At 69.0% G+C, this 24,001-nt stretch carries 14 protein-coding genes and 2 pseudogenes; 9 read left to right on the top strand and 7 right to left on the bottom strand.

Annotated elements, in window-relative coordinates; all coding sequences use genetic code 11:
• Positions 1-57 precede the first annotated feature (57 nt).
• On the top strand, positions 58-1,719 hold the full coding sequence (locus OHB04_RS39815) for a PucR family transcriptional regulator (protein WP_326692487.1): 1,662 nt from the start codon (positions 58-60) through the stop codon (positions 1,717-1,719).
• 822 nt (positions 1,720-2,541) lie between these two features.
• Positions 2,542-2,982 carry a hypothetical protein gene (locus tag OHB04_RS39810; protein ID WP_326692485.1) on the top strand — a complete coding sequence of 147 codons (441 nt, stop codon included), beginning with the start codon at positions 2,542-2,544 and terminating at the stop codon, positions 2,980-2,982.
• Between the two features lie 190 nt (positions 2,983-3,172).
• Here the strand turns inward: OHB04_RS39810 and OHB04_RS39805 are convergent, their stop codons facing one another.
• The 4 genes from OHB04_RS39805 to OHB04_RS39790 form a co-directional block, all read right to left on the bottom strand.
• Positions 3,173-5,137, bottom strand: a complete 1,965-nt coding sequence (locus OHB04_RS39805) for a histidinol-phosphate aminotransferase family protein (RefSeq protein ID WP_326692484.1) — start codon at positions 5,135-5,137, stop codon at positions 3,173-3,175.
• Positions 5,138-5,176: 39 nt separating this feature from the next.
• Positions 5,177-6,133: an NAD-dependent epimerase/dehydratase family protein gene (locus tag OHB04_RS39800; protein WP_326692483.1), complete on the bottom strand. Its 957-nt coding sequence runs from the start codon at positions 6,131-6,133 to the stop codon at positions 5,177-5,179.
• 14 nt (positions 6,134-6,147) lie between these two features.
• Complete coding sequence (locus OHB04_RS39795) at positions 6,148-8,886, bottom strand: non-ribosomal peptide synthetase (RefSeq protein ID WP_326692482.1); 2,739 nt, start codon at positions 8,884-8,886, stop codon at positions 6,148-6,150.
• A gap of 518 nt (positions 8,887-9,404) precedes the next feature.
• Complete coding sequence (locus tag OHB04_RS39790; protein ID WP_326809344.1) at positions 9,405-10,565, bottom strand: ATP-grasp domain-containing protein; 1,161 nt, start codon at positions 10,563-10,565, stop codon at positions 9,405-9,407.
• Positions 10,566-11,359: 794 nt separating this feature from the next.
• On the opposite strand from OHB04_RS39790, the gene OHB04_RS39785 reads away from it, so the two are divergent.
• On the top strand, positions 11,360-12,244 hold the full coding sequence (locus OHB04_RS39785) for a sigma-70 family RNA polymerase sigma factor (RefSeq protein ID WP_326809343.1): 885 nt from the start codon (positions 11,360-11,362) through the stop codon (positions 12,242-12,244).
• Positions 12,245-12,260: 16 nt separating this feature from the next.
• Positions 12,261-14,387: an MMPL family transporter gene (locus tag OHB04_RS39780; RefSeq protein WP_326809342.1), complete on the top strand. Its 2,127-nt coding sequence runs from the start codon at positions 12,261-12,263 to the stop codon at positions 14,385-14,387.
• Here OHB04_RS39780 and OHB04_RS39775 read toward each other — a convergent pair.
• From OHB04_RS39775 to OHB04_RS39765, 3 genes and pseudogenes are all read right to left on the bottom strand, one after another.
• Positions 14,384-14,908, bottom strand: a complete 525-nt coding sequence (locus OHB04_RS39775) for an MSMEG_1061 family FMN-dependent PPOX-type flavoprotein (protein ID WP_326809605.1) — start codon at positions 14,906-14,908, stop codon at positions 14,384-14,386. The genes OHB04_RS39780 and OHB04_RS39775 overlap by 4 nt on opposite strands.
• Positions 14,909-15,079: 171 nt before the next feature.
• Positions 15,080-17,201 (bottom strand): annotated as a pseudogene (locus OHB04_RS39770) (iron ABC transporter permease).
• A 142-nt stretch (positions 17,202-17,343) separates the two neighbouring features.
• Positions 17,344-17,790 (bottom strand): annotated as a pseudogene (locus OHB04_RS39765) (ATP-binding cassette domain-containing protein); the annotation flags it as partial.
• 434 nt (positions 17,791-18,224) lie between these two features.
• Between OHB04_RS39765 and OHB04_RS39760 the strand changes: the two are divergent.
• The 5 genes from OHB04_RS39760 (at position 18,225) to OHB04_RS39740 (ending at position 24,000) form a co-directional block, all read left to right on the top strand.
• The gene (locus OHB04_RS39760; protein ID WP_326809341.1) at positions 18,225-19,571 is read left to right on the top strand and encodes a family 43 glycosylhydrolase; all 1,347 of its coding nucleotides are present in this window, start codon (positions 18,225-18,227) and stop codon (positions 19,569-19,571) included.
• A 183-nt stretch (positions 19,572-19,754) separates the two neighbouring features.
• Positions 19,755-20,111, top strand: coding sequence for a hypothetical protein (locus OHB04_RS39755; RefSeq protein WP_326692476.1), 357 nt, complete (start codon positions 19,755-19,757; stop codon positions 20,109-20,111).
• 765 nt (positions 20,112-20,876) lie between these two features.
• On the top strand, positions 20,877-21,932 hold the full coding sequence (locus tag OHB04_RS39750) for an aminotransferase class I/II-fold pyridoxal phosphate-dependent enzyme (RefSeq protein ID WP_326809340.1): 1,056 nt from the start codon (positions 20,877-20,879) through the stop codon (positions 21,930-21,932).
• Positions 21,929-22,960 carry a polyprenyl synthetase family protein gene (locus OHB04_RS39745; RefSeq protein ID WP_326809339.1) on the top strand — a complete coding sequence of 344 codons (1,032 nt, stop codon included), beginning with the start codon at positions 21,929-21,931 and terminating at the stop codon, positions 22,958-22,960. The genes OHB04_RS39750 and OHB04_RS39745 overlap by 4 nt, the downstream gene beginning before the upstream one ends.
• Positions 22,957-24,000 (top strand): UbiA family prenyltransferase, encoded by a 1,044-nt coding sequence (locus tag OHB04_RS39740; RefSeq protein ID WP_326692473.1) that lies wholly within the window; start codon positions 22,957-22,959, stop codon positions 23,998-24,000. Before OHB04_RS39745 ends, OHB04_RS39740 begins: the two co-directional genes overlap by 4 nt.
• Position 24,001: the final 1 nt, after the last annotated feature.

Below are 24,001 nucleotides of genomic sequence, written 5' to 3'. Positions count from 1 at the left end.
GGACGCCGACGGCACGTGGCCTGCGAAGATGAGGCCTCCTGAGGGGAGCCTGTCGAGATGTCGTTGCTCACTGTTGGTGATGTTCTGCGGCTTCCGGTCATCGCCGCTGGGCTGCCGCGGGTCCTGGCCGGCGAGGAGCGGCTCGCCGGCCCGGTCCGCTGGGTCCACGTCACCGAGCTGCTCGATCCGGCCTCGTTCCTCGAAGGCGGCGAGCTGGTCCTGACCACCCTCATGCCACAGCCGAACGACCCGACCCGGCTGCGCGGTTACGTCGACCAGCTGGCGGATGTCGGCGCGGCCGGGCTCGTCGTCGAGCTGGGCCGCCGGTACCAGCAGGTGCCCTCGGACCTGGTCGTGGCCTGCCGCGCACGCGAGCTGCCCCTGATCGTGCTCTCCCGCGGTATCCGGTTCATCGAGGTGACTCAGACCGTCCACGCGTTGATCTTGGACGCGCAGGGTGAGCTGCTGCGGAAATCCCAGCAGGTGCACGAAGTCTTCACCAGCTTGACGCTGCGCAACGCGGCGCCCGAGGAACTCGTACGGACCGCGGCGGACCTGCTGGGCCATCCCGTGGTCCTGGAGAACCTGCTGCACCACGCCGTCATCTCCTGCACGGCGGGGGGCTCGCCGGGCCAGGCTCTCGAAGCGTGGCCGCGCCGCTCGCGTGCGACACCGACCCCGGACCAAGCGGCGAACAGCGGCCCGGAAGACTGGCTCGTGACCCCCGTCGAACACAACGGACAGCGCTGTGGACGGCTGATGGCCCTGCCGGACGCGTCCGGCAGGGCCACAGGTCCCGAGCACACGATGATCCTCCGGCGCGCGGCCACCGCCCTGACTCTGGCCAGACTGACCGGTCACACCCGGTGGGACCGCAGCGCCCACACCTCGGCGCTGCTGGACCTGGTGCGCTGGAACTACTCCAGTCACACCGAAGCCCGCATCCGGATCGAGGCACTTGGCATGCCGACCGTCAGCCACCGCCTCATCGCCGTCGTCATCGGGCACCGGCATGGCGCAGCCGACGAGGCCGCTCTCGACGACCCGCTGGCCGAACAGCTGCGCAGCGCCGGGATCCGTGCCCTGGTGGGCCGTATCTCTCCCGACCGCACCGGTGTTCTGCTCGCTCTCGCCCGAGCCAGCGCGTGGCAGCCCGCCGTGGATCGTGTGGGGCGGTTCACCAAGGAGATCCTCGGCGAGGAAGCCGTCGTCGGGGTCGGTCCCGGAGTGAGCGAACTCGACCAGGTGGCCCGCTCGTTCCGGGAAGCCGAGGACGTCGCCGACGCCATCGGCCCCGCGACGCCCCACCGGCCGTACCACGTGCCCTCAGACATCGGGCTGCCTGAGCTGCTGTACGCCCTGCGCGACGACGTCCGCCTGCAAAAGTACGTCGAGCAGCAGTTGGGCCGCCTCATCCGTCACGACGAGCGGCACGCGGGCGACCTGCTGACCACCTTGCGCCACTACCTCGGCGCCGCGGGCAACAAGTCGATCGCCGCGAAACAACTCTGCGTGTCACGGCAGGCCTTCTATCACCGCCTGCACACCATCGAACACATACTTGGCTACAGCCTCGAATCCGGCCTCCGCCGCACCCAGCTCCATGTCGCGGTCCTCGCCCTGGCCTCCCTGACCACGGCCGACGACGTCCAGCCCGAAACCCCCGACGACGTTCAGCCGGACCTCGGCATCGATGTGAGGGATGCCCCCTCGACGTGAACGGGCGGAGCTTCCGCCGCGCATCGGTCCGAACTCGCCGGACGCGAATCGTGGCCCCCGGGGGCGGCCGAGCCGCCGCTCCGGCCGCGCCGTTGAGCAGACGTCCTCTCCCCGCGTCACGTCGAACGCCGGGCTCTCCGGGGGGGGGGGGGGGGGAATTGCTCCTCGGAGCGCACGACACCCTCGCCTCCCTCATTCGGCCGTGTGACGAGAAACGGGTGACCGCATAATGGGCTGAGCTTGACAGGGGAACCCGCTGCCTCAGAGTTTCGGCGTGCGCCTTCTTCCCCGGCTTGCTTACCGCCGTCACGTCGATCTGACGCGCGTGACCTCGCTCTCCTGTCGCTGAACCCTCGCGACCGGCCCCTCCCTGTGCAGCATGGTCCGCTGCTTTGTGGGCTTGAATTGAGTAGGGCGCCGCGTTCCTGTCTTCGGTTCGGCCAGCTGCCCGGCTCCGTGGTGTGGCTCATCGGGCGGTGTGCCGCGCCGAGCGGCCCGCCTCAGCCGCGAGCCTCCGGCACTTCGGGCGTTAAGCTCCATCGTGTCCTCGAAGAGGGGCGGCGCCGGATACCCGACCGGGTCGCGTCGGCAGGCGTCGAACGCCCGCTGTACACCTCGATTCAAACCCTGCCGAGAAAGTCGGTGAAGGCCGAGTTCTGCTCAGCGAGTCAGGGCGCCTGTACCAATGACGGGGGGCCGGCTCGTCGGGCCGTGCGTTCCGAAGGGTCTCTCCAGGCCCTTGCCGCTCCAATTCAGCCGGTTATAACCTGGGTCGGCCGTCGGATACCGCCGAAGCACGCCAATTCCGAAAGGATCCGGTTCGTGGGCAATGACTCTTACTCCGACCTCCCTCTGGCCAGCACCATCGTCGCCGAAGGATTCGCGCGCTGGAGCCCCGAACTGCGGAAGGAGTTCGACAACAACGCCCACAACGGCCGGGTCGGCCAGTCGCTGTTGAAGGAGAGCGAGCTACTGCGCGTCTGGGAGACTCGCCTACACCCCGGAGAGCGCCTCCCCGTTCATCGGCACGTGCTGGACTATTCCTGGACGGCCCTCACCAGCGGCCGAGCCCGCCAGCACACGAGCGACGGCACCACGCGGGAGATCTCTTATGCCCGCGGGCAGACCCAGAATTTCCGTTTCACCGACGGGCGATACCACCTCCACGACCTCAAGAACATCGGCGATGAAGTGCTGTCGTTCTTGACTGTTGAGATAAAAGGCGGGGCGAACGAACCGATTCCGCTCCGACAGGACCTCTGACGCCGTTCACGGGAAAAGCGCCCCCGGCCGGCGTCACGCAGGCAGCCTACGCAGGCAGCCCCTTCCCCGGATGGGGCTGCCGCGCATCATGCGCTGTTTCAGGAGACGTGCGACCAGGTCCGTGTGCGACGAAAAGACCACCGTCACCCCGCACCCACGACTCGGCAGAGACGGTCTCGCAGAAACGGTCTTACAGCGCGGAGGAAAGCGCTTCGAGCAGAGTGTTGTTCGCGCGGCGAGTGCCTATGGAAATGCGGCAGGTGGCGGGGACGAGGCCTCCGGTGTCGGCGACGAGAATTCCCGCGCCGCGAAGCTGGTCCATGACGCGCTCGTGCTTGTGCAGCCGGACCAGCAGGAAATTGGTCTCCGAGGGGAACACGCGATCCACCACCGGATGACCGGCCAGAGCCGCGGCCATCCGGTCACGCTCGGCACGGATGCGCCGGATGCTGACGAGCGCCCGTTGAGAGTTGGTCAGCCGATCCCGTACGGCGCGCTGCGATGCGTTGGTGAACCCGAAGGGCACCTGTACCCGCCGCAGTGCGTCGACAACGCCCGGATGTGCCAGGGCGATCCCGCAGCGCGCGCCGGCGAGCCCCCACGCCTTCGAGAGCGTCCTGAGCACGATGAGGTTGTCGTACTCCTCGACCAACTCGGCGTACGAGGGGTTCTCGCTGAACTCGACATACGCTTCGTCGATCACCACCAGCCCACGCGTGCCCGTGACCAGGGCGTGCACCTGGGCCCGGCCGAGCCTGGTCCCGACGGGGTTGTTCGGGTCACACAGGATGGTCACCCGCGGATCGGCCGCGAGGATCCGCTCGGTGTCGAGTTCGGACAGGTCCTCACCGCGCAGCGGCACCTCGACGACAGGCAGCCGCAGGACGCTGGCGAAGTGGGCGTAGAGCTCGAAGGTGGGAGGCGTGACGCAGACGCGCTCGCCGGGCGAGGCCAGCGCCGCGAGGAGCAGCATGACCCCGTCGACCGCCCCACTGGTGAACAGCAGGTGATCCGTGCTCAGCGCGCCGACGCCCTCGTGGCCGGGCAGCTTCGAGACCGTGGTCAGGTACGTTCTGGCAAGTTCCACGGTGTCGAGTTCGGGATAACGGCTTTCGGCGCCCAGAAACGGGTTGGTATTGCCCGACAGGTCAAGCAGGTCGAACCGTGGCCGGTGGCGGAAGCGGGCCGGGCCCGGGACCGGCACCGTCGTGACGGGGGGAGCCGCGAACCGTGAAAGCGCCGGCTCCTCCTCTTCCTCCGGTGGCGCGAGGTCGGGGGCGCGCAGCCAGTGGTCGAGGGGGACGAACAGGTCGGCTCCCAGACCGCGCTTGCCCTCGGCATCCCCTCGGCCGAGGTGGACCCAGTCCAGGCCGGAGCGCCGGGCGTGGAGGTAGAGCCTGTACAAGGACGCCACGTAGAGGTTGTGCCGTGCGGCGGGGTCCTCGTGATCAATGGCCTGCGTGAGGTAGTAGAGCCCCCGGCCGTTGTGGGACTCCGACAGCAGTCCCACCTGGACGACGGTGTTCTCTCTGCGGCGCACGAACATCTCGGTGCGGTCCGCCAGCGCGCCGTGTGCCAGTGCGTCGAGGGCATCGGGGTTGTAGGGGTTGTGGCTGCCGCCGTAGCGCTCCATGTGGCGCTGGTGGAGTTGTGCGAAGGCATCTCGCGCCCAGGGCTTCCTGTCGAGCTCGCTCAGGCGGATCCGCTCCCATGTGACGTCACGGGATGCCGCGTGGTGGCGGCGACGCAGATCGCGGAGTCGGCCGGCGCCGACACGGCCGCGCAGGAGATCGTCCACATCTCCGGTCAGCCTCGAAACGCACTCGGAGCCGGCGGGGACGGGCACGAGCCCCGCTGCCCGCAGCGCGCTGGTGTCGTCGCTGCGGCGCACGTTGGGTACGAGGATCTGCGGCACGTCCAGCGACTGCGCGCGGCGGATCAGCTCATCGAGGGTGTGGGAGGCGGGGGCGGGGGTGGTCGGGCTGTACGGGGTCCCGCCGCCGACCAGGGTGGGGCGCTTGAGCATCGCGGGATCCAGCGTGTTGAACGCGTCGGCGTCCTGGCCCAGTTGGGCCAAGGAGCACACGGGCTCGCGGGATCCGAGGGCAGCGCACAGCACGTGCTGAAGCGCGTCGATGTCTGCGGGTCTGCGCATGCTGGGCACTCCTCTTCGTCACTCGGACATCCCGGGTCGTCACCGGGACATCCCGGCTGCGTGTTCATCGACGTACGCGTCGACGCGGTCCCGGTACTCCTCGAACAGTTCGGCCAGCGTGCGGGCGATACCGGTCCGCCAGCCGACGGAGCAGTCGCCGATGAGGCCGCGGCGGACGTCGTGGTCGAAGATCGCGGTCTCCCGGCTGTAGTCGTTGCGCTCCAGCCGGACCGGCACTCCGGTGAGCGCGGACATGTGTTCCAGCAGGTCGGTGATGCCGACCTCTTCGTCACCGCCCCAGTTCACCACCCGCGCGGGCGCCCGCGCCGCTTCCCACAGCAGCGGCACCTGGCGGACGACGTCATCGGTGTGCAGCAGATTGCAGTAGTTCTGCCCTTCGCGGGGCACCGCGCACGGCTGTCCCGCGCGCATCTCGTTGAACAAGATCATGGGGACCCCGCCGTGGCCGTACGGACCGTAGGCGATGTTGAGCCGGGCTATCACGGCCGGCAACGACAGTGCTTCGGCCAGGCCCTGCACCACCCCTTCGGCGGAGAGCTTGGCGATGGGGTACGTCGGCAGCCAGGGCGCTGTTGCGCCGAGGGGGTCGTCCTCCCGGTACCGGTGGGTGCGATCGGCCCGGTTGTAGACCACCCCGGAGGAGACGTACAAGAACGCCTCGGCGGCGGCGCAGTGTGTCATCAGGCGCGCGGTGCCGACGGCGTTGACACGTGCGGTTTCCCCGAAGTCCTGGCCGTCCCCCCGGTGTACGGCAGAGTGCAGCACGTGGGTGAAGTCGCGGGGCAGGTCCTCCAGATCGTCGGTGGCCATGTCCCAGGTGAGGGTGCGGGCGCCCTGCTCTTCGAGAGCCTTGCGGGCGGCCAGGTCACCGAACCGGCCCAGACACCACACCTCGTTGTCCGCAGCGAGCGCTTCAGCGACGGGCCTCGCGACCTGTCCGGTCCCGCCGGTGACGAGAATCTTCTTGCCTTGCATGCCTGTGTCCGTCCTCAGCCGAGCGCGCGGGCAAGTTCATGCCGCAGGGTTGCCTGGAAGGTCTGTACGTGTTGCGGGCTCATCAGGGTGTAGTGCTCCCCGTCCACTTCGATGTACGTGTTGGGGGTACGGGTGAAGTCGTCCCAGTGACGCAGCTGGTCATCCAGCCACTCCTGTTTGGTGCCTTTCAGCGGAGTGCAGTAGAACACCCGCACGTCGCTGACCGACCCCGACGGTTCGTAGGTGCGGCCCACGTGCACCATGCTCTGAGCCAGGTGCACCCAGGCGGTGAACCGTTCGACGGTGAGGTCCAGTTCGGTCAGGCGCCGCTTCGGCGCATGGTCGATCAGAAAGGCCAGCTGGTCGTCTTCGGACAGGTGGCGGAGGGTGGTGGTCAGCCCTTCGATGTCGGCGGCGTCGATCAGTTCGAGGAACAGCGCCAGGTTGATGGCACCGTCGGTGAAGGTGATCTCATTCATGCGGTCGGCTATGCGCGGCGGCAGGTTGAAGACACCCACGAACCTGACCTCGTCGCCCTCGGCCTCCAGCCGTTTGGCGATCTCGAAGGCGACCGCCCCGCCGTAGGAGTATCCGGCGACGGCATAAGGGCCTTCGGGCTGTGCCCGCCGGATCGCCGCCACATAGGTGGAGACCATTTCGCCGAACGATCCGAAGTTGGTCTCGCCCTGTCCGAAACCACGTGCCCGCAACGCGTAGAACGGCCGCTCTCCGGTGAAGTACTTGGCGAGATTGATGAACACCAGCACCTCTCCCAGGCCGGGATGTACGCAGAACAACGGCGTCCCGTCCCCGGTGATTTGCAGTGGCACCAGCGGATCGTAGGCGGAATCCCCGTCGGTGCCCTGCCCGGCGGCCAGGCGGCCGGCCAGTGCTCGCACGGTCGGGGCCTGGAGGAGCGTGGACATCGGCACCTCTTCGATGCCGAATTCGGCCTGAATTTCCAGCTTGAGCCGCAGCACGTCCAGCGAGGTCCCGCCCAGGTCGAAGAAGCTGGTGGTCGCCGGCACCCTGCTGGTGTTCAGTACGCGGGCGTAGATGCCGGCCAATGCGGTCTCGGCGTCCCCTTCGGGTGCCACGTAGGCGCCGAGGAATCCGACGCTCACCTCACCCGCCCGGCGGGCCGCCTCGTCCAGGCTCCCGTCCTCGACCGCTGTGCGCAGCCGGGACCGCTGGATCTTGCCGAGATTGCCACGGGGAATGTCGGTCCCGGCGACGGGGAGAATCAGCTGGGGGCGGAATCCCCAATGCATCACCGTAGAGCTGCGGATCGCTACGAGCGCCCGGTACACGGCTGTGTCGTCGGCGGGATCGTCCGCGGGGACGAACGCGACGGCGAGCTGTTCGGAATCGGCTCCGCCGGGCCGGATCGGGAAAGCCGCGACCTGTCCGCGCTGCACCTCGTCCAGCCCGTCCAGGACTGCTTCCAGGTCGTGGCTGTAGTAATTGACTCCGTTGACGATGATGGAGTCCTTGGTCCGGCCGACCAGCGTGAGCCGGCCTTCGGAGTCGAGGTGGCCCAGGTCACCGGTGCGGAACCAGCCGTCGGGAGTGAAAGCCTGTGCGGTGGCCTGGTCGTTGTTGAAGTACCCGCGGGTCACCATCGGGCCACGCAGTTGCACCTCGCCCGGCTCGGCGCCCCCCGGCCGGTCGGTGGAGCACAGCACCTCGCCGGCGCCGTCGGTGATGCGAATGCGCAAGCCTCGCACCGGGCGGCCCAGCGGAGGGAATTCCACGTCCAGGTCACGGGTGGCGAAATCGCGGTTGAAGACGCTGCCCGCGCACGTCTCGGTCATCCCGAAGGCGGGCACGATCACGTCCTTGCGAAGCCCGTAGCGGGAAAGGGTGTCCAGGAACGCCCGTACGGTGGCGGTCACGGTGGCCTCACCGCCCGAGATGATGTAGCGCACCTGCGACAGGTCCAGCTCCTGCGGCGGGACAGGCCGCTGGGCGAGTGCTTGATTGATCTGTCCGAACAAGAAGTTGGGAGTGAAGGTCACTCTCACGCGATGGGCCGCGAGCAGTCCGAGGAATTCCGCGGGGTCCGCCAGCACCGTCGCCGGAGTTGCCATGACCTGGTCGGCGCCATTGAGCATCGGCAGCAGGTGTGCCTCGATCGCGGCTATGTGATCGGTCGAGATCCAGTTCATCGTGGTGTCGTCGGGCCCCAGTTCCAGCGCCCCTGCCTTGCCGGCCTGGGCCGCCAGCAGGTTGGCGTGGGTGAGGCTGACCGCTTTGCTCGATCCGGTGGACCCGGAGGTGAGCATCAGTAAGGCGAGGTCTTCGGGAGCGGACGCATGGTGCTGAGCGTCTTCAGCCGAGGCGTGGCCCAATTCCTCCACCGTGACGGTGCACAACCCGACGTCGGGCAGGTCTCCGTGGGCCGTCTTGGAAATGACCACCAACGGGTCGCCCAGGAGCACGCGCAGATATTCCAGTTGCGTCTGCAAGCGGGAAGGGTCGGCTGGCAGGGCGATCGGGCAGGGCACGAGGCCGCCCAGCACACACCCCCAGAAGGCACGGAAGAAATCCTCGGGGTCATTGGCCGCGATCAGCACCCGTTCGCCCGGCGCGGTGCCGTGGTTTCGCAGTCCTTTCGAAATCCGGTAGGCACATTCCCGCAGCTCCGCGTATGACAGGAAGGAGCCGCCGATGAATGTGATGCCACGAGATGTGTCGCGAGCCGCGCTCTCAAGCAGCTGCGGGAGCGTCGAAGCGGGACTTTGTTCCTGCATAGGGCGAAGACCTCCGATCGGAAGGAACGCAAAACAGTGGCGAGCAGACGCTTTGGCCGGGGGTGTCGGAGAAAGCGCCATGTACGGCCCTGCGTTCCGTTGCAAGTGGACGGTTGCAGGGACCTGGAGGCGTGCTCAAGGGCCGTTTCGACGGCGGTGCGGGCGCTGCCTGGGCAGGTCACGGTCGGCTGAGGCTCAGGCCGGGCGCCGCGTGGCGCCCGGAGCGCGTTCGACCGAGGCGACGCGATCCCGTGAACGCGGGGGTGACCGGGGTGCCTCCCCGGCGAAAACCTGGTTCAGACTGTCCGGCAGGGCATTGAGGCCGGAGGCGGTATGGGCATGGCGTCGTGACGAGCGCCGTAGATCAGGTCGTGACCTGCCGCGAGCAGGTGCCCAGCTATTCGGTTGGGGTTGCGGGCGCAACCCATGGGCCAATCCTGTGAAAGCCACATACCGCTGTACTTCCCCGTGTATTTCGGTGAGCGGGAGCAGACGTACGCCTTATGACACCGCCTGCTTCAGCCTACCTCGTTGAATCGCACGATCTCTTCGATCGTTTTTTGCAGTTTCAGTTCATCCTCGTCGGATACGATTGCCTGCCCCACCCGACCATACGGGCCGATCGGTGTGTCGAGCGACGAAGAATACTCGATCTCGTCGAAAGCGAAGTTGCGCTCGAAATCTTCTCGGGTCAAATTTCCTCTGCTGGAGCGGCGCAGAAGTATGTACCCGTGGAAGCGGTCCGGCGCATCTTTGCCCGAGGCTTTGACCGGCTCTTCGCCAAGCGCGAGACTGATTTCGACGTCAAAGAGATCGACGCCGAACGTCAATTCGTTCACCTGCGGGGACAGTGCTCCCGGGAGGCGAATGGCGCACTCGCCAAAGGTCAGACCCGATTCTTCCCTGAACATCTCCAGATGGAATACACAGTCAGGTGCACCCAGGCTTGTGAGCACCTGTCCTGTGAGTTTCTCCGCCTCGGCGAACAGCGTTGGATTCCGCCTTTTGTCCAGCACGTATGCAGCCAATACGCCGCCTTGTGCAGCACTGAGCGGCGAGATGTGATAGTTGCTCATGGACGACCATTGAAGATCACCATTGTTCCAGATGCCGTCAATGTAGACTTCCGGGGCATCTATGAAAGATTCGGCGACGATCTCGACATCCGACCGGCTCGGAAGCGGCTTCACCGCCTGTGAATACTCTTCGGGAGTCCGAACGATATGCGTACGGAGAGAGCCGGCTCCGGTCGCGGGCTTGATGACGAAGGTATCGCCCAGGTCGCCGACAAGCTCTGCGAACGAAGTATCTTTCGAAACATACCGGCAGCGTGCTCGCTTTATCTGAGGCGGCAAGCTGCTCTTCTGAAGATACTTGTCCCGGAAATAAAGAGCCGTCTTTGAATCCGTATTTCCGGGAAGGTTGAGCGCCTGCCGCAAGTAGGCTGCGCCAAAGACGCCCATTTCATGGACGCTAAGCACTCCTGCCGCATCTTCAATGCGTGCGGACAGCACTGCGCGCAATACTTCCTGCACGTTCTCGATATCGGTTACGAACTTGAAATTCCGACCCTTTAACGGGCTCACCTGTGCCTGCACGAGATAGTAAGGATCCAAGCCCCGGCGCCGCAGCGCACGATCGAGATCCGGCCTGTATCCGATAACGATCATTGTCGGCACTCTCGTCCCCCGAATTACAGCTAGCCGAAACTTTACAAGAAGCCATGCGCTGCACTGCCACCCGAATGGGATCCGGGTGATCGATGGGTCGGATAAATGGTTCCCTCAGAAGTCAAGCCCCGGCATGCCGGATCCCCATGCCGAATCTCTCGCCTCAGCTACTCAGGTCGAGACCAACACCGAGGCATCGTGGCACACGAGATACCTGGCTGTGCATATGCACGAGCATGATCCTTTGCAGCTGGGATGTGATATAGGTCATAGATCGGTCCCGCCCCATAACTCCTCGTACGGTCGACAGCACGAATAGTCACGGCCTGCACGCGAGTCCCGGCCTGCGCGGCATTACGAATTCAGCTGATGAAGGAAAACAGGACTCCTGCGTCCGCCGAACGGGAGCCCCGGCCGGGCGATCGCGGCAGACGCCGGGCACCGGAGCAGGGCCCCCTGGCAGCTCAGAGGGTGTCTACGCCAACGAGCGGCCAGGGAACGGCAGTTGGAGCCCAGGAGCCAGGGAGTGACATGACCGCAGCGGCGGCGGGTGCCGAGATCCCGAGGGAGGGCTTCGGGATCGCCACGACGCCGGCCCCAAGGCGCTGACCTCACCGTGAGACCCGGATCACATTTCGCAGGAGGATGTCACACTCCAGGTGCCTCGATCGCTCTAAGCCCCGAACGCATCCGCGATGGGAGGCCCTCCGATGTCCGACACCCCGCCAGACTCACCGACAGCCTCATCCGGGGGCAGGCCGCGGGAGGCGGCGTCAGCTCCGGCGACGAACGCCGCGACACAAGTGTTCAGCGACCACCGGGAGCTGCTGTTCTCCATCGTCTACAACATGCTTGCCGACGTCGCCGACACCGAGGACGTGTTGCAGGAGACATGGCTGGCGTGGACGGCCAGAAACCAGACACCGAGCGCGGAGCCGATCGACAACCCGCGCGCCTACCTGGTGCGGATCGCGGTGAACCGGGCCCTCGCCCACCAGGCCGCCATCAGCCGCCGCCGGGAAACCTACATCGGGCCATGGCTGCCTGAACCGCTCGTCAGCCCCCTCACCGGCACTTCCGTACCCGACGATGCCGCTGACGCGGCAGTGCGCGCCGAGTCGGTGTCGATGGCGCTGCTGGTGATCCTGGAGACCCTCACGCCGCTGGAACGCGGGGTGTTCGTCCTGCACGAGGTGTTCGGCTACGCCCACACCGAGACCGCGGAAATCCTCGGCCGCAGCCCCTCGGCGATTCGTCAGCTCGCCCATCGCGCCCGCGAGCACGTCCATGCCCGGCGCCCCCGCTACGAGCCCGCCCCGCACGTCCGGCAGCAGGTGACCGAGCGGTTCCTGGCCGCCGCGCTCGGCAGTGACCTGGACGCCCTCCTGGAGATCCTGGCGCCGGAGGTGACCTTGTGGGGTGACCGCGGAGGCAAGGGTCACGCAGCGAAGGGCCCCCGGCCGCTCCACGGCCGGGACAAGGTCGCCCGCCTGCTCGCCGCTATCGCCCCCGGCTCCGGCAAAGGCCTCGACATCGCCTACCGCAGCGTCAACGGCGACCCGTCGGCGGTGCTGTTCGCCGGTGACACCCCCTACGCCGTCCTCGTCCTCGACCTCACTCCGGACGACGATCAGGTGTGCGGGATCTACGCCGTCACCAATCCCGACAAGCTCTCCCACGTCCACTGAACGCTGAGGAATCCACATGCTGCGAAGAATGGCGTCCTTGCCCGGTGGCAGGGTGGCGAAATGGGTGATCCTCGCCCTCTGGGTGGCCTTGCTCGTCCCGGCGCTCATGCTGGCCGGCAAGCTCGGCGACGTTGAGGAGAACGACAATTCCGCCTGGCTGCCCGGTAACGCGGAGTCGACCAAGGTCGTCGAGCGGACCGAGAAGTTCCAGCTTGGCGACACCGTGCCCGCGATTGTGATCTACGACCGGCCCGAGGGCGTCACCTCTGCCGACATGGCCGAGGCACGAGCCGACGCCGAAGACTTCAAGGCCATCAAAAACGTCGTCGGCCAGCCACAGGGCCCGTTGAAGGCCAAGGACGGCAAGGCCATCCAGACCGTGGTCCAGGTCCACAAGGACAAGACGGGCTGGGAAGGGATCGGCGAGGTCGTCGACGCGATGAACGCGGTCGGGGAGAAGAGCGCGGGCGGTCCCGGATTCCACGTCACCGGCCCAGGCGGTTACGCATCCGACTCGATCAAGGCCTTCAGCGGAGGAGGCGGCCTGACAACGATCACCGCGTTGGTGGTGGTCGTGATCCTGCTGCTCACCTACCGCAGCCCGGTGCTGCCACTGTTGCCACTGCTGACCGTCGGCGTCGCCCTGGTCACGTCGGAAGCGGTGATCTACCTGCTGGCGAAGAACGCCGGCCTCACCGTCAACAAGCAGACCAGCTTCATCCTGACCGTGCTCGTGTTCGGCGCCGCCACCGACTACGCACTACTGCTCATCTCGCGGTACCGAGAGGAGTTGCGGCGGCACGAGGACCGCCACGAGGCGATGGCGGAGGCCCTGCGCCGCTCCAGTCCCGCGATCATCGCCAGCGCCGCGACCGTCGCGGTCAGCCTGATGCTGCTGATGCTGGCCACCCTCAACTCCACCAAGGGGCTCGGACCTGCCTGCGCCGTCGGCGTCCTCGTCGGGCTGCTCGCCATGGTCACCCTGATGCCGGCCCTGCTGGTCATCTGTGGCCGCTGGATCTTCTGGCCGGTGAAGCCGCTGTATTCGAAGTCGCCTCACGGAGCGGCCGGAGCAGCCGGAGCGGCCGAGGAGAGCGTCTGGACCCGGGTCGGCACCGCCGTCTCGGGCCGGCCGCGGATCGTGTGGATCGGCACCTCCCTCGTCCTCGGCGTCATGGCGCTCGGGGCGCTCGGGCTCAAGGCCGACGGGCTCTCCAACAAGGACCAGTTCACCAACGAGCCACAGATGGCTGTCGGTGAGGAGATCCAGGCGAAGCACTTCCCGGTGGGGTCGGGCGACCCCATCTACGTCGTGGCCAAGGCCGCCTCGGCGGAGCAGGTGAGGACCGCGCTGTCCGGCGTCACCGGAGTCGCCGCTGTGTCGGCGCCGATGGTCGAGGACGGTGAGGCCGTCATGCTCGGGGAGCTCAAGGACGATCCCAGCAGTACGGCCGCGATGCGCACCGTCGAGCAGTCCAGAACCGCGGTCCACAGGATCGAGGGTGCGGATGCCCGGGTCGGCGGCAACGCGGCGGTCGTTCTCGACACACAGGAAGCCGCCGCCCGCGACTCCAAGGTGATCATCCCCATCGTGCTGATCGTGGTGTTCCTCATCCTCGCGCTGCTGCTGCGGGCGATCGTCGCACCACTGCTGCTCATAGCGACGGTGGTGCTGTCGTTCGGAGCGGCCCTCGGCGTGAGCAGTCTGGTGTTCAACCACGTGTTCCACTTCGCCGGAGCGGAAGCCTCCTTCCCGCTCCTGACGTTCGTGTTCCTGGTCGCCCTGGGTATCGACTACAACATCTTCCTGGTCACCCGGGTGCGTGAAGTGACGCTGCTGCACGGCACCCGGCACGGCGCGCTGATGGGGCTGTCCGCCACCGGGGGTGTGATCACCTCAGCGGGTCTGGTGCTGGCCGGCACCTTCGCGGCGATGGCCTCGCTGCCGCTGGTGTTCGCGGCCGAGCTGGGGTTCGCGGTGGCGTTCGGCGTGCTGCTGGACACCATGATCGTCCGCTCGGTGCTGGTCACCGCGCTGACCCTGGACGTGGGTCGATGGATGTGGTGGCCCGGCAAACTGTTCAGGCGTCACGAGCACCAGCAGGTGCGCACCGGGGCACGGCACGAGGTGGTCACCGGCTAACGGTCGTCCTCGTCCCACAGCCGGGCGCGGTTCAGCGACTGCGGGCAGTGCCGGTAGATCTCGTCGGTCTCGACCACGAGGGCCAGCCGCGGACGGCGGCCCTTGCGCGCCATCGCGTCGAAGAACGACGCGTCCCGGAGGAGGCGCGCGCGACCGTTGATCCGCAGCACGTCGGTGGAGTTGGGGATGAGGAAGACGAGGCCGACGTGCGGGTTCTCCAGGACGTTGTGGAAGCTGTCGCCCCGGCGGTTGCCGGGGAGGTCCGGCAACACCAGCGTGCCCGGGTCGAGGACGCGGGCGAACCCGGGTTCGCCGCCACGCGGGGACGCGTCGCAGTTGCCGTCCGCGTCGGAGGTGGCGAGCAGACAGAACGGTGAGCGCGCCAGCATGTCCAGATCGGCGTCGACCAGCCGCTGGTGCACCTTGTCCACCACCACGGGGTGCGGCGGGCCGAGCAGTTCGCGGAGGTCCTCCGAGGAACCCAGCTCGACGAAGCCGGTACGGTCGGCGGCCTCCGGCAGGCCCTCGGCGGTGACAACGGCGTGGGCGGTCGCGACCGCCGCAGCGGAATCGACGGAATCGGCGGTGTCCGTTATGGAGTTGGGCACGTGTGGCTCCTGGTTCGCACCTGCGCTGCGGGCATCCCGGCACCGGCCAGGCAGGCTGTGGTTCTTTGTCGGGTTGACCTTGCTTTACCGTTCACGTCTTGAGCCGGCTCCGGGGCCACTGCCGTCCGGTTCCGGGCCCTGCCGTCGGCTCCGGATGAGGAGATGGAGGAAGTAGGGCGTTCCGACGACAGCAGTCATAAGGCCCGCGCCGAGCTGGGCCGGGGCGATGACCGCGCGGCCGAGCAGGTCGGCGACGCCGACGAGGGCCGCTCCGAGGAGCATCGCCACCGGCAGGACCCGCACGTGCCGCCGCCCCACGAGGGCGCGTGCCGCGTGCGGTGCCACGAGTCCCACGAAGCCGATCGCGCCCGCCGCCGCGACGGCGGTGGCGCTGAGGAGCACGCTCACCACGAGGAACCCCAGGCGTCCGCGTGCCAGCCGCAGGCCCAGGAGCCTGGGGGTGTCCTCGTCGAGCGACACGAGGTCGAGCTCTTTCCGGCGTGCGGTCGCCACGGCGGTGCCGGCGACGAGGACGACCGCGAGGGGCAGCACGTCGGGCAGGGTCCGCCCGTACGTCGATCCCGACAGCCAGGTGAGCGCCTTCGTGGCGTTGAACGGGTCGGTGAGGACGATGAACAAGCTGGTGAACGCGCTCGTTCCGGCCGACACCCCGACGCCGACGAGGACGAGGCGGGTGTGCTGGAACCCGCCCCGGGCGGCGAGCCCGAAGACGAGGAGCGCGGTGGCCGAGGCGCCGGCGAACGCCGCACCGGCGACACCCCACGAGCCGGCGGCCGGCACCGTGGTGACGACCAGGACGGCGCCGAGGGCCGCCCCGCCGGAGACACCGAGGACGCCGGGTTCCGCGAGGGGGTTGCGCGTCACGGCCTGCACCAGCGTGCCGGCCAGGGCGAGCGCCGCGCCCGCGAAGAGGGCGGCGAGGACCCTCGGCACCCGGGTGTCGAGGACGAAGGTGACGGTCTGGCCTGCCCGTCCCTGTGCCCGGTTCACGACGTCGCCGAGCAGGAGCTTGGCATCGCCCAGAAGCACGGCGGCGATCGTCACACCGACGAGCGCGGTCACGAGGACGACAAGGGTGGCCAGGAACGCGGCCCTGCTCGGGATCCGAAGCCGGTCCGGCGCGACCGCGCCGCCGGCGTCCCGGACGCGCAGGGCCATCACGACGAGGAACCCGGCGCCGACCACGCTGGTGACGGCCCCGGTGGGCACCGCGACCGCGGACTCGGCGATGACGGCCGCCCCGCAGGAGCACGTCCGACCCGAGCACCAGCGCGGCGCCGACCAGGCCGGCGAGGGGTATGTTCGTCCGCGACCGGACGAACGCCCGGTGCCGGCGCGCGAGCGGACGCACGAGGGCGGGCGCGCACAGCCCGACGAACCCGATCGGCCCGGCGAGCGACACCGCCGCAGCGGAGAGCAGCGCGGCGAGCACGACGACGGTGACGCGGGTTCCCCTGACCGGGACACCGAGCCCGCGCGCGGCGTCGTCCCCCAGCGCGAGGGCATCGAGACGGCGGGCCAGGAGCAGGAGCCCGATGAGGCCGAGCAGGGCGAGGGGCGCCAGCTGCGCGACTCCGTCGGGCCCGTTCTGGCCGATGCTGCCGTGGTTCCACTGGTAGAGGCCCTCTGTGCGCTCGGGGAAGAGCAGGAGCAGTGCATCGGTGACGGAGCCGATGCCCAGCGCGAGGGCGCTTCCGGCGAGGACGAGCCGGACACTCCCCGCACCGGGACCGGACAGCCCGAGCACGACGGCTGCCGCCAGGAGCCCTCCGGTGAACGCGATACCGGAGGAGGCGAAGAAGGGGACCGACGCTCCGGTGGCGGCGAGCAGTCCGAGGGCCAGGTAGGAGCCGGCGTTCACCGCGAGGGTGTCCGGCGCGGCGAGCACATTGCGGCTGACGGCCTGCAAGGCCGCGCCCGCCGTGCCGAGACAGACGCCGACCAGGATTCCCGCGCCCGCCCTCGGCAGGCACGAGGCGAGGACGACGGACGCGTCACCCGGGCCGGCGTGGCCGGTGAGCGCCTTCCACACCTCGGCCGTGCCGACGGCGGCCGTGCCCTGTGTGAGGTCGACGACGGCGAGGACCGCGACCAGGAGCACGAGCGCGGACGTCACCGCGACGGCGCCCGTCGTGGACCTGGCCGTCGCGGGGCGGGAGGCTGAGGTCGTCGCGGTGACGGTCACGGCGCTACTTCTTCAGGGAGTCGACGAGGGCGTCGGCGTAGGCCCCCATCGACCCGGGTCCGCCGAACATCCAGATGCCCTCGGACAGTCGGTGCACGTCGCCGGCCTTCACGAACGGCAGGGACTTCCAGGTCGCGTTCTTGGCCAGGTCCTTGGCGCCGGTCATGCCCAGGGCCCGGCCCACCGCGGCGCTGCCGTCGGGATCCTGCCTGCCCCAGCGGCCCCGGTAGGGGTAGCGGCCGAAGTCGACGAGGTCGCGGACGGTGAGGCCGCTCCGGGTGGGTCGCCCCTGGGTGAGCAGCGCGACGTGACGGGCGAACTCACGGGAGGTGAGGGCGAGACCGTCGGTCGCGGCGTCGATCGTGAGTGTGCCTCTCCGGGCGCGCTGGAGACGTGCCAGGGTGCGCAGGAGTGTCGACTTTCCGCTGCCGTTCGGGCCCACCAGCGCGGTGATCTCCCCCGGCCTGAGCGCGAGGGCGGCATCGTGCACGACGTCGACGTCGTCGTACGCCACGGTCACACCTTCGGCTGCGAGCGCGCGTCCACGCAACGGACGTGCGGCAGCGGCTGTCTGATCACCAACCTTCACGAAAGTTAGCTTAGCCTCACCTAATTTTCCGCCCAACTGGAACTGCGTCCGGGCCGGTCGGCACTCCGGCACGGAAGGCCCGTTACGCAATCGTGATTCCTGACCCTCCCCCTCAACACCCGCTGCGACCTGCGGAGTTGCCGCGATACGCAGATCCTTCGGAGCGCCGGAAGCTCCGGATTATTTTTCCGTAGTGTTGACGAAAATCAGCGGGCGTTCGCATGCTGTGCGGCATGCCAACCCTGGGCGGCCCTGTACGACATCCCCACGAAGCTCCTCACCAGCGGCGTCGTCGTGCCGTCGTCGCCTCCCGTCCGCACGGCGCGCGAGCAGCACCAGGGGTATCCGGACGACACCCCCTGGGCACCAACTTCCCCCGCCGGTCCTCCCAGACAGGGCACCGGCGCCCTGGACGACGAAGAAGGACGTGACTGATGACCAGCTCCGAGAACGGGTCACACCTCGCCCGACGGTCCTTGTTGGCCGGTGCCGGTTCCTTGGGAGTGGCCGCGGCGCTCCCCGCTCCCGCCGCGCAGGCGGCGCCGTCGAAGGCCGTGCCGTCGCGGGGGCGTTACCCGTCGAACCGGCCCGGCCTCACGCCCTACGGCCTCGCGGACACCCGGCTGGACCTGTGGCCGCGCAAGGACAACTCCTTCGTCCTCCCGCTGGAGCTGCGCCCCCGTGACAAGGAGCGCGGCCAGGTCTGGATGCGGGACACCTACGTCAACTGCTTCGTCGTCGACGGCCGTCCCCTCTACGTCGCCACCGGCACCACCCGGGTGCCCGGACTCGAAGCCGCCGCCCCGTGGAACGACGGCATCTTCGTGTGGGTGTCCCGGTCCCTGCGGGGGCCGTGGAAGCTGGCCGACACGACCGGTATCCGGCCCGGCGCCGAGAAGGGCAAGGTGTGGTCGCCCGAGTTCGCCGGCGAGAACCGGCCCGGACGCACGGTCGTCGCGCCCTGGCAGAAGTACTGGCACGACGACAGGTTCGGCAAGCGCGGCCAGGCCTGGGCTCCGGAGCTGCACCATTTCCGCGGCACCTGGTACATCGTCGCGTGCATGGGCGACCACTCCCGGAAGGTCGGCTCGTTCCTCCTGGTGAGCGAGGGCGGGGTCGAGGGCCCGTACCGGCTCGCCGAGGGCAATCGCGAAAAGCCCTTCGGTGACCCGGTCAGCGGGGGGCCGGACTTCATCGAGCCCGGCGCCTACCACCACATCGACGGCAGCCTCTACAGCGAGGGTGACGACGCGTGGCTCGTGCTGCACAACGACCTGTACGCGAAGTTCCGGGACGACATGGAAGACATCGTCCCGACGACGAACCTCCCGAAGTTCCAGCAGCAGCCCTACTCCCCCGAGCCGTATCTCGAAGGCGCGTACGTGTTCAAGCACGGGGGCAAGTACTACCTCCTCCACGCCGCGTGGAACCGTGCGTCCATCAATCCCGACGGCAGCACACGGCATGCCTACGACCCGCCCGGCTCCGGCCGCGTGCAGTACCAGTACGACGCGGTCGTCGCCGTTTCGGACCGCTTCGAGGGCCCGTACTCCAAGCGGTGGACCGCGGGGGTCGGCGCCGGCCACAACAACTTCTTCGTGGACCACGACGGCCACCTGTGGGCGACGTTCTTCCGCAATCCGAACTTCGGCCACTGGTCCGACCCCTCGCGCCTCGCCGACGCCGCCGTGGCCGGTGTGGTGCGGCTGGAATGGACCGGCCCCAGGGGCAACCGTCTGTACGTCGAGCGCCGGGACCGGGGCCGCGCGAGCAGCGACTGACCACCCGCGGGAGGTCCTGAGCCCGTCATGGACCGGTGTATTCGCACTGGTCAGCGGTGGGTGATCCCCGGAATACGGCAATCGGGCCGAGGGTATGGCCGTGGCGCCCGGCGTGCACTCCTGATCCCGCGCGCCGGGCGGTTTCCCACTCACCTGTACCGCACTCGGAGAGGACTCCGGCCCATGCTCAATCCCATCCGCAAGAGTTTCGCCCTTGCCGCCGCCGTGGTGGCCCTCGGCGGCGCGCCCGCCCTGTCAACGGCCCCCGCCATGGCCGCGCCCGCCGCCACGGCCCCGTCGGCTCCCGTTGATGCCGCGGTGGACAAGGCGGCCATCCAGGGAACGGCGCCGTCCTGTGTCCGCCGGGACGTCATCAAGCACAAGAAGACGGTGACCGTCGGCAACGACTGCGGCAAGGCCATGCACTTGAAGGTGGTCATCGACCACGGCCCCGACTCGAAGTGCCTGACCTACCAGCACGGCCAGGCCTGGACGTGGCACTGGGGCATGGGCTCCTACGGCAAGGTCGTCACCTGCTGACTCCCTCTCAGGCACGCGCGGCCCGCCTCGAAAGCGGCGGGCCGCGCGTAGCGGGGGATATGTCACCAGCGGCGTGGAAAAGGACATCCGCGCCACCACGGCGGCGGACCCCGGATACCGTCCGGGCGGCGGCAATTCCCCGTGACGTACACCGAGCGCTTAATGCGCATTTCCGTGCAAGAAATATCGGTGCCAATCCGTCCGGGCATCCACCGCGCAGAGCGGGCGACTGAAAGATGCCGTTTGTTTCCGCCATCCCCCATGTCGTGGGATTTCCAGCCGGACGACGCCCGCCGGAACGGGCATTTGCGGGCACCGTCAGACCGCGCACGGTTCGGGGCGGGGGCCGGGCACGCCGGGAAATACGGCCTGCGGCCGGCTCGTCCTGGGTAGCGCCGGGGGCCAGGTTCCGGGCATCTGAGCTGGTACGACCGCATGGCGGTCCCCCGCACGCCGTTCTCCGCGGACCTCCGCCGGAGGATGCCGCATTCCTCCCGCTGGATTCCTGGGGAAGATTCAGGAATATTCCGCAGATCAGTGGGAAGCCATATCTTTTTGTTCCGCTCGGGAACTCTTCGCGTTACTCCTGGTTTTATGGATTCGCGGACGAGGCCTGGTTTTCCCGAAGACGGAGAGGTTAGGGTCTGGCGCTGAAAGGCGTTGCTGAATGCGCGTTCGGGCTGCGCATCCAGACGGCCTGCTGGGTTTCCGTAATGCTTCGAACCGGCTGCCGGCCGGCCCGCACCTCTCCGTCCTGGAGGCTCGATGTCAGAAAAGAGCGGATGGAATCGAATACAGCCGGTCACCGAACCGGGCTCGATCGTCCACCAGATGGCGCTCAACGAGACCTGCCACCCGCCCCTCCCCGCCGTTGTGGACGCCGTCCAGGAGACCGCCGCGCAGGCCCACCGGACGCTGGACGCCCTGGGCTTCGGGCTGTCCGCGGCGATCGGTGAACATCTGGGCGTGCCTCCCGGGGACGTGCTGGTCGGGCCGGGTTCCGGGGCGCTGCTCCAACTGCTCTTCAGCTCCTTCACCGGCCCCGGCACGCACACCGTGCACGCCTGGCCCTCGTGGGAGGCGTACCCGATGATGGCGGAGAACGCCGGTTCCTCGGTGGTGCGCGTCCCGCTGACCGGTGAGCGGCACGATCTGGACGCCATGGCCGCCGCCGTCACCGACCGGACCCGCATGGTCGTGGTCTGCAACCCCAACAACCCCACCGGCACGGTCGTCGGGCCGGGCGCGCTCGGCTCCTTCCTGGAGCGGCTGCCCGCCCACGTGACGGTCGTCATCGACGAGGCATATCTGGACTTCGCCGATCCGGACCGTACCGACGACGGCATCGAGCTGTACCGCTCCGACGAACGGGTCTGTGTCGTCCGCACCTTCTCCAAGTCCTACGGCCTGCTGAGCCTGCGCGTGGGCTACCTCGTCGGACACCCCCCGATGCTCGGTCCGCTGCGCGGGCACCAGCTCTTCCTGCGCGTCAGCGCCGTCGCGCAGGCGGCTGCCGTCGCCGCGCTCGGCCAGGCCGGGGAGATCCGCGAGCGGTGCCGGGAGACCGCCCGGGAGCGGGACCGGCTGCACCGCGCCTTGACCGCACAGGGCTGGGCGTCCGCCGAGAGCCAGGCCAACTTCGTCTGGCTGCCGCTGGAGAAGGGCGTGGAGGAGCTGACGCAGCACTGCGCGGACCACGGCGTCATGATCTGCGGCAAACCCGGCGAGGGCATCCGCGTCACGATCGCCGAACGGGAGGCCAACGACGCGTTCGCGGCCCTGGCCGCCGAGTTCCGCACCGGTGCGGAGGGCTGGGCGTGAGCGCCGGCCGCGGGGCCGCCCCCGCCATGTTGCCGCCCCGTGTCGAGGTGAGCCCGCTGGAGCCGACGCTTCGGCTGCTGCGCGCGGAGTTGGAGCGCCGATGTCCCGAGGACGCCGTCGGGCTGGACGCCTTGGAACGCTCGGCCATGCTGCCGCCGGGCAAGCTGCTGCGCCCGCTGCTGTTCACCGAGTCCGCCGCCGCTGCCGGGATGCGGCGCGAGGACACGCTGACCGCCGCGCTCGGCATCGAAAGCCTGCACGTGGGCTCCCTCGTTCACGACGACGTCATCGACGGTGACACCCTGCGGCGGGGGCGGCCCACGGTGGTGGCCCGGCACGGCACGCCGAACGCGATCGTCACCGGCGACGCCCTGATCATCGGGGCGTTCCGGGCGGTGGCCGAGTGCGCGGACGGGATGCCGGCCGGCGAGCGGCACCTGGCCGTGGTGCGCACCCTCGCGGACGCCGGGGTGGACCTGTGCCGAGGTCAGGTCATGGAGGACGAGCTGCGGGGCGAGCCGGGCTCCGGCCTGGAGCGCTACTTGACGATGGTCTCGTTGAAGACCGGGGCGCTGTTCCGCGCGGCCTGCCTGGGCGGCGCTCAGTTGGCGGGTGCCCCGCCGGCCGCGCAGGAGGCGTTCACGCGGTTCGCCGAACACCTCGGCCGTGCCTTCCAGATGACGGACGATCTGCTTCCGCACATCAGCGACGCCGAGACCAGCGGCAAGTCGGTGCTCAGCGACATCGCCAACCGCCGTCCGACGTTCCCGGTGCTGCTGTGCTGGCGGGAGGCCGACGAGCACGAACGCGGACAGCTGTCCGCCGCGCTCGGGGGCAGCCTCCCCGCCGAGGCGGCGCTGGAGACCGTACGCGGACTGCTGGCGAGCACCGGCGCTCTGGAAGCGGCCCGCGCCGAGGCCCTCGCGGAGGCGTCGTGCGCCAAGGCGGCCCTGCTGGACCTGCCCGGCACGGCGGCCCGGGACGCGCTGTCCACCGTGGCCGACCTGTCCGTCAACCGAGACCGATGAGCGCACCGGCGAGCGCCGCGCTCCGCGCCCATCTGGAGACCTGGCGCCCCTACACCCTGGCCTACCCCGGTCTCGTGGGCCTGGCCGGGGCGGCGGCCGGGGCGAGCGGCCCCACCCGGGAGGGTGTTGTCGCCGCGTGGCTGTGCCCCACTCTGGGCTGGCTGGGCGGCCACTACCTCGGGGACTACTTCGACCGGGACCTGGACGCCATCGGCAAGCCGCAGCGCCCCATCCCCTCCGGGCGGCTGGGCGCGGGCACGGCGCGGGCCTGCGGACTGGGCGCGGTGCTGGCCGCCGCGTTGGTCACGCTCGCCGTCAACTGGCCGGTCGTGGTGGGTGTCGCCCTCGCGCTGGCCGGGGTGGTGGCCTACAGCCGGCTGCTGAAGGGGCGAGGCATCCTCGGCAACGGGGTGCGCGGTCTGCTGACCGCGCTGGCCGTCCTGTTCGGCGCCTGGGTGGCGGCGCCGCCCGGCCAGACCCCGTCGTGGCAGGTGCTGCCCGTGGCCCTGGTCTTCCTCCCGCACGACACCGCCTCCAACCTGGTCGGCACACTGCGCGACGTGGAGGGCGACCGTGCGGGCGGCTACCGGACCGTGCCCGTGGTCCGGGGTCTCGACGCCGCCGTCCGCATCTCCGCGCTGCTGTACGCCGCCGCGCTCGCAGCCGCCGTCGTCCACGTGTCCGGGGCCGGTGAGGCCGCCGCCTGCGGAGCCTTGGTGGCGGTGGCGGCGGTGGCCGGAGCGTGGGCGTTCCTTCCGCTGCTGCGTACCGCCTCTCCGGGGGCGCGGCTGGCGCTGCGGTCCCACGAGGTGCTGGTGGGCGAGCGGCTGGTGCTGGCCGCCGCTGTGATCGCCGGTGGCTGGGGGGCGCTCCCCGCGCTGGTGGTGCTGCTGCCCGTGCTGGCCGTGAGCCTGCTGTCGCAGCGGCGTATGCGGGCCCGCCATGAATTCCCGTCCGGCACGTACGCCCCCGGGCCTCCCCCGCGACCCGGCCGCTCCGGCCCGCCGTCCGTGTCCCGCTTCCCCCAACCGAAGGGCTGAC

Source organism: Streptomyces sp. NBC_01775, from assembly GCF_035917675.1.
In the GTDB taxonomy this organism is placed as follows: Bacteria; Actinomycetota; Actinomycetes; order Streptomycetales; family Streptomycetaceae; genus Streptomyces.
The sequence above is the reverse complement of the archived record's forward strand: the minus strand, read 5'-3'. Positions and strand labels throughout refer to the sequence as shown.

What these genes read in the sequence shown, in the direction of transcription:
- OHB04_RS39815 (WP_326692487.1), top strand. Translation starts at nt 58, where the DNA reads ATGTCGTTGCTCACTGTTGGTGATGTTCTGCGGCTTCCGGTCATCGCC.
- OHB04_RS39805 (WP_326692484.1), bottom strand. Translation starts at nt 5,137, where the DNA reads ATGCGCAGACCCGCAGACATCGACGCGCTTCAGCACGTGCTGTGCGCT.
- OHB04_RS39800 (WP_326692483.1), bottom strand. Translation starts at nt 6,133, where the DNA reads ATGCAAGGCAAGAAGATTCTCGTCACCGGCGGGACCGGACAGGTCGCG.
- OHB04_RS39795 (WP_326692482.1), bottom strand. Translation starts at nt 8,886, where the DNA reads ATGCAGGAACAAAGTCCCGCTTCGACGCTCCCGCAGCTGCTTGAGAGC.
- OHB04_RS39780 (WP_326809342.1), top strand. Translation starts at nt 12,261, where the DNA reads ATGCTGCGAAGAATGGCGTCCTTGCCCGGTGGCAGGGTGGCGAAATGG.
- OHB04_RS39760 (WP_326809341.1), top strand. Translation starts at nt 18,225, where the DNA reads ATGACCAGCTCCGAGAACGGGTCACACCTCGCCCGACGGTCCTTGTTG.
- OHB04_RS39755 (WP_326692476.1), top strand. Translation starts at nt 19,755, where the DNA reads ATGCTCAATCCCATCCGCAAGAGTTTCGCCCTTGCCGCCGCCGTGGTG.
- OHB04_RS39750 (WP_326809340.1), top strand. Translation starts at nt 20,877, where the DNA reads ATGTCAGAAAAGAGCGGATGGAATCGAATACAGCCGGTCACCGAACCG.
- OHB04_RS39740 (WP_326692473.1), top strand. Translation starts at nt 22,957, where the DNA reads ATGAGCGCACCGGCGAGCGCCGCGCTCCGCGCCCATCTGGAGACCTGG.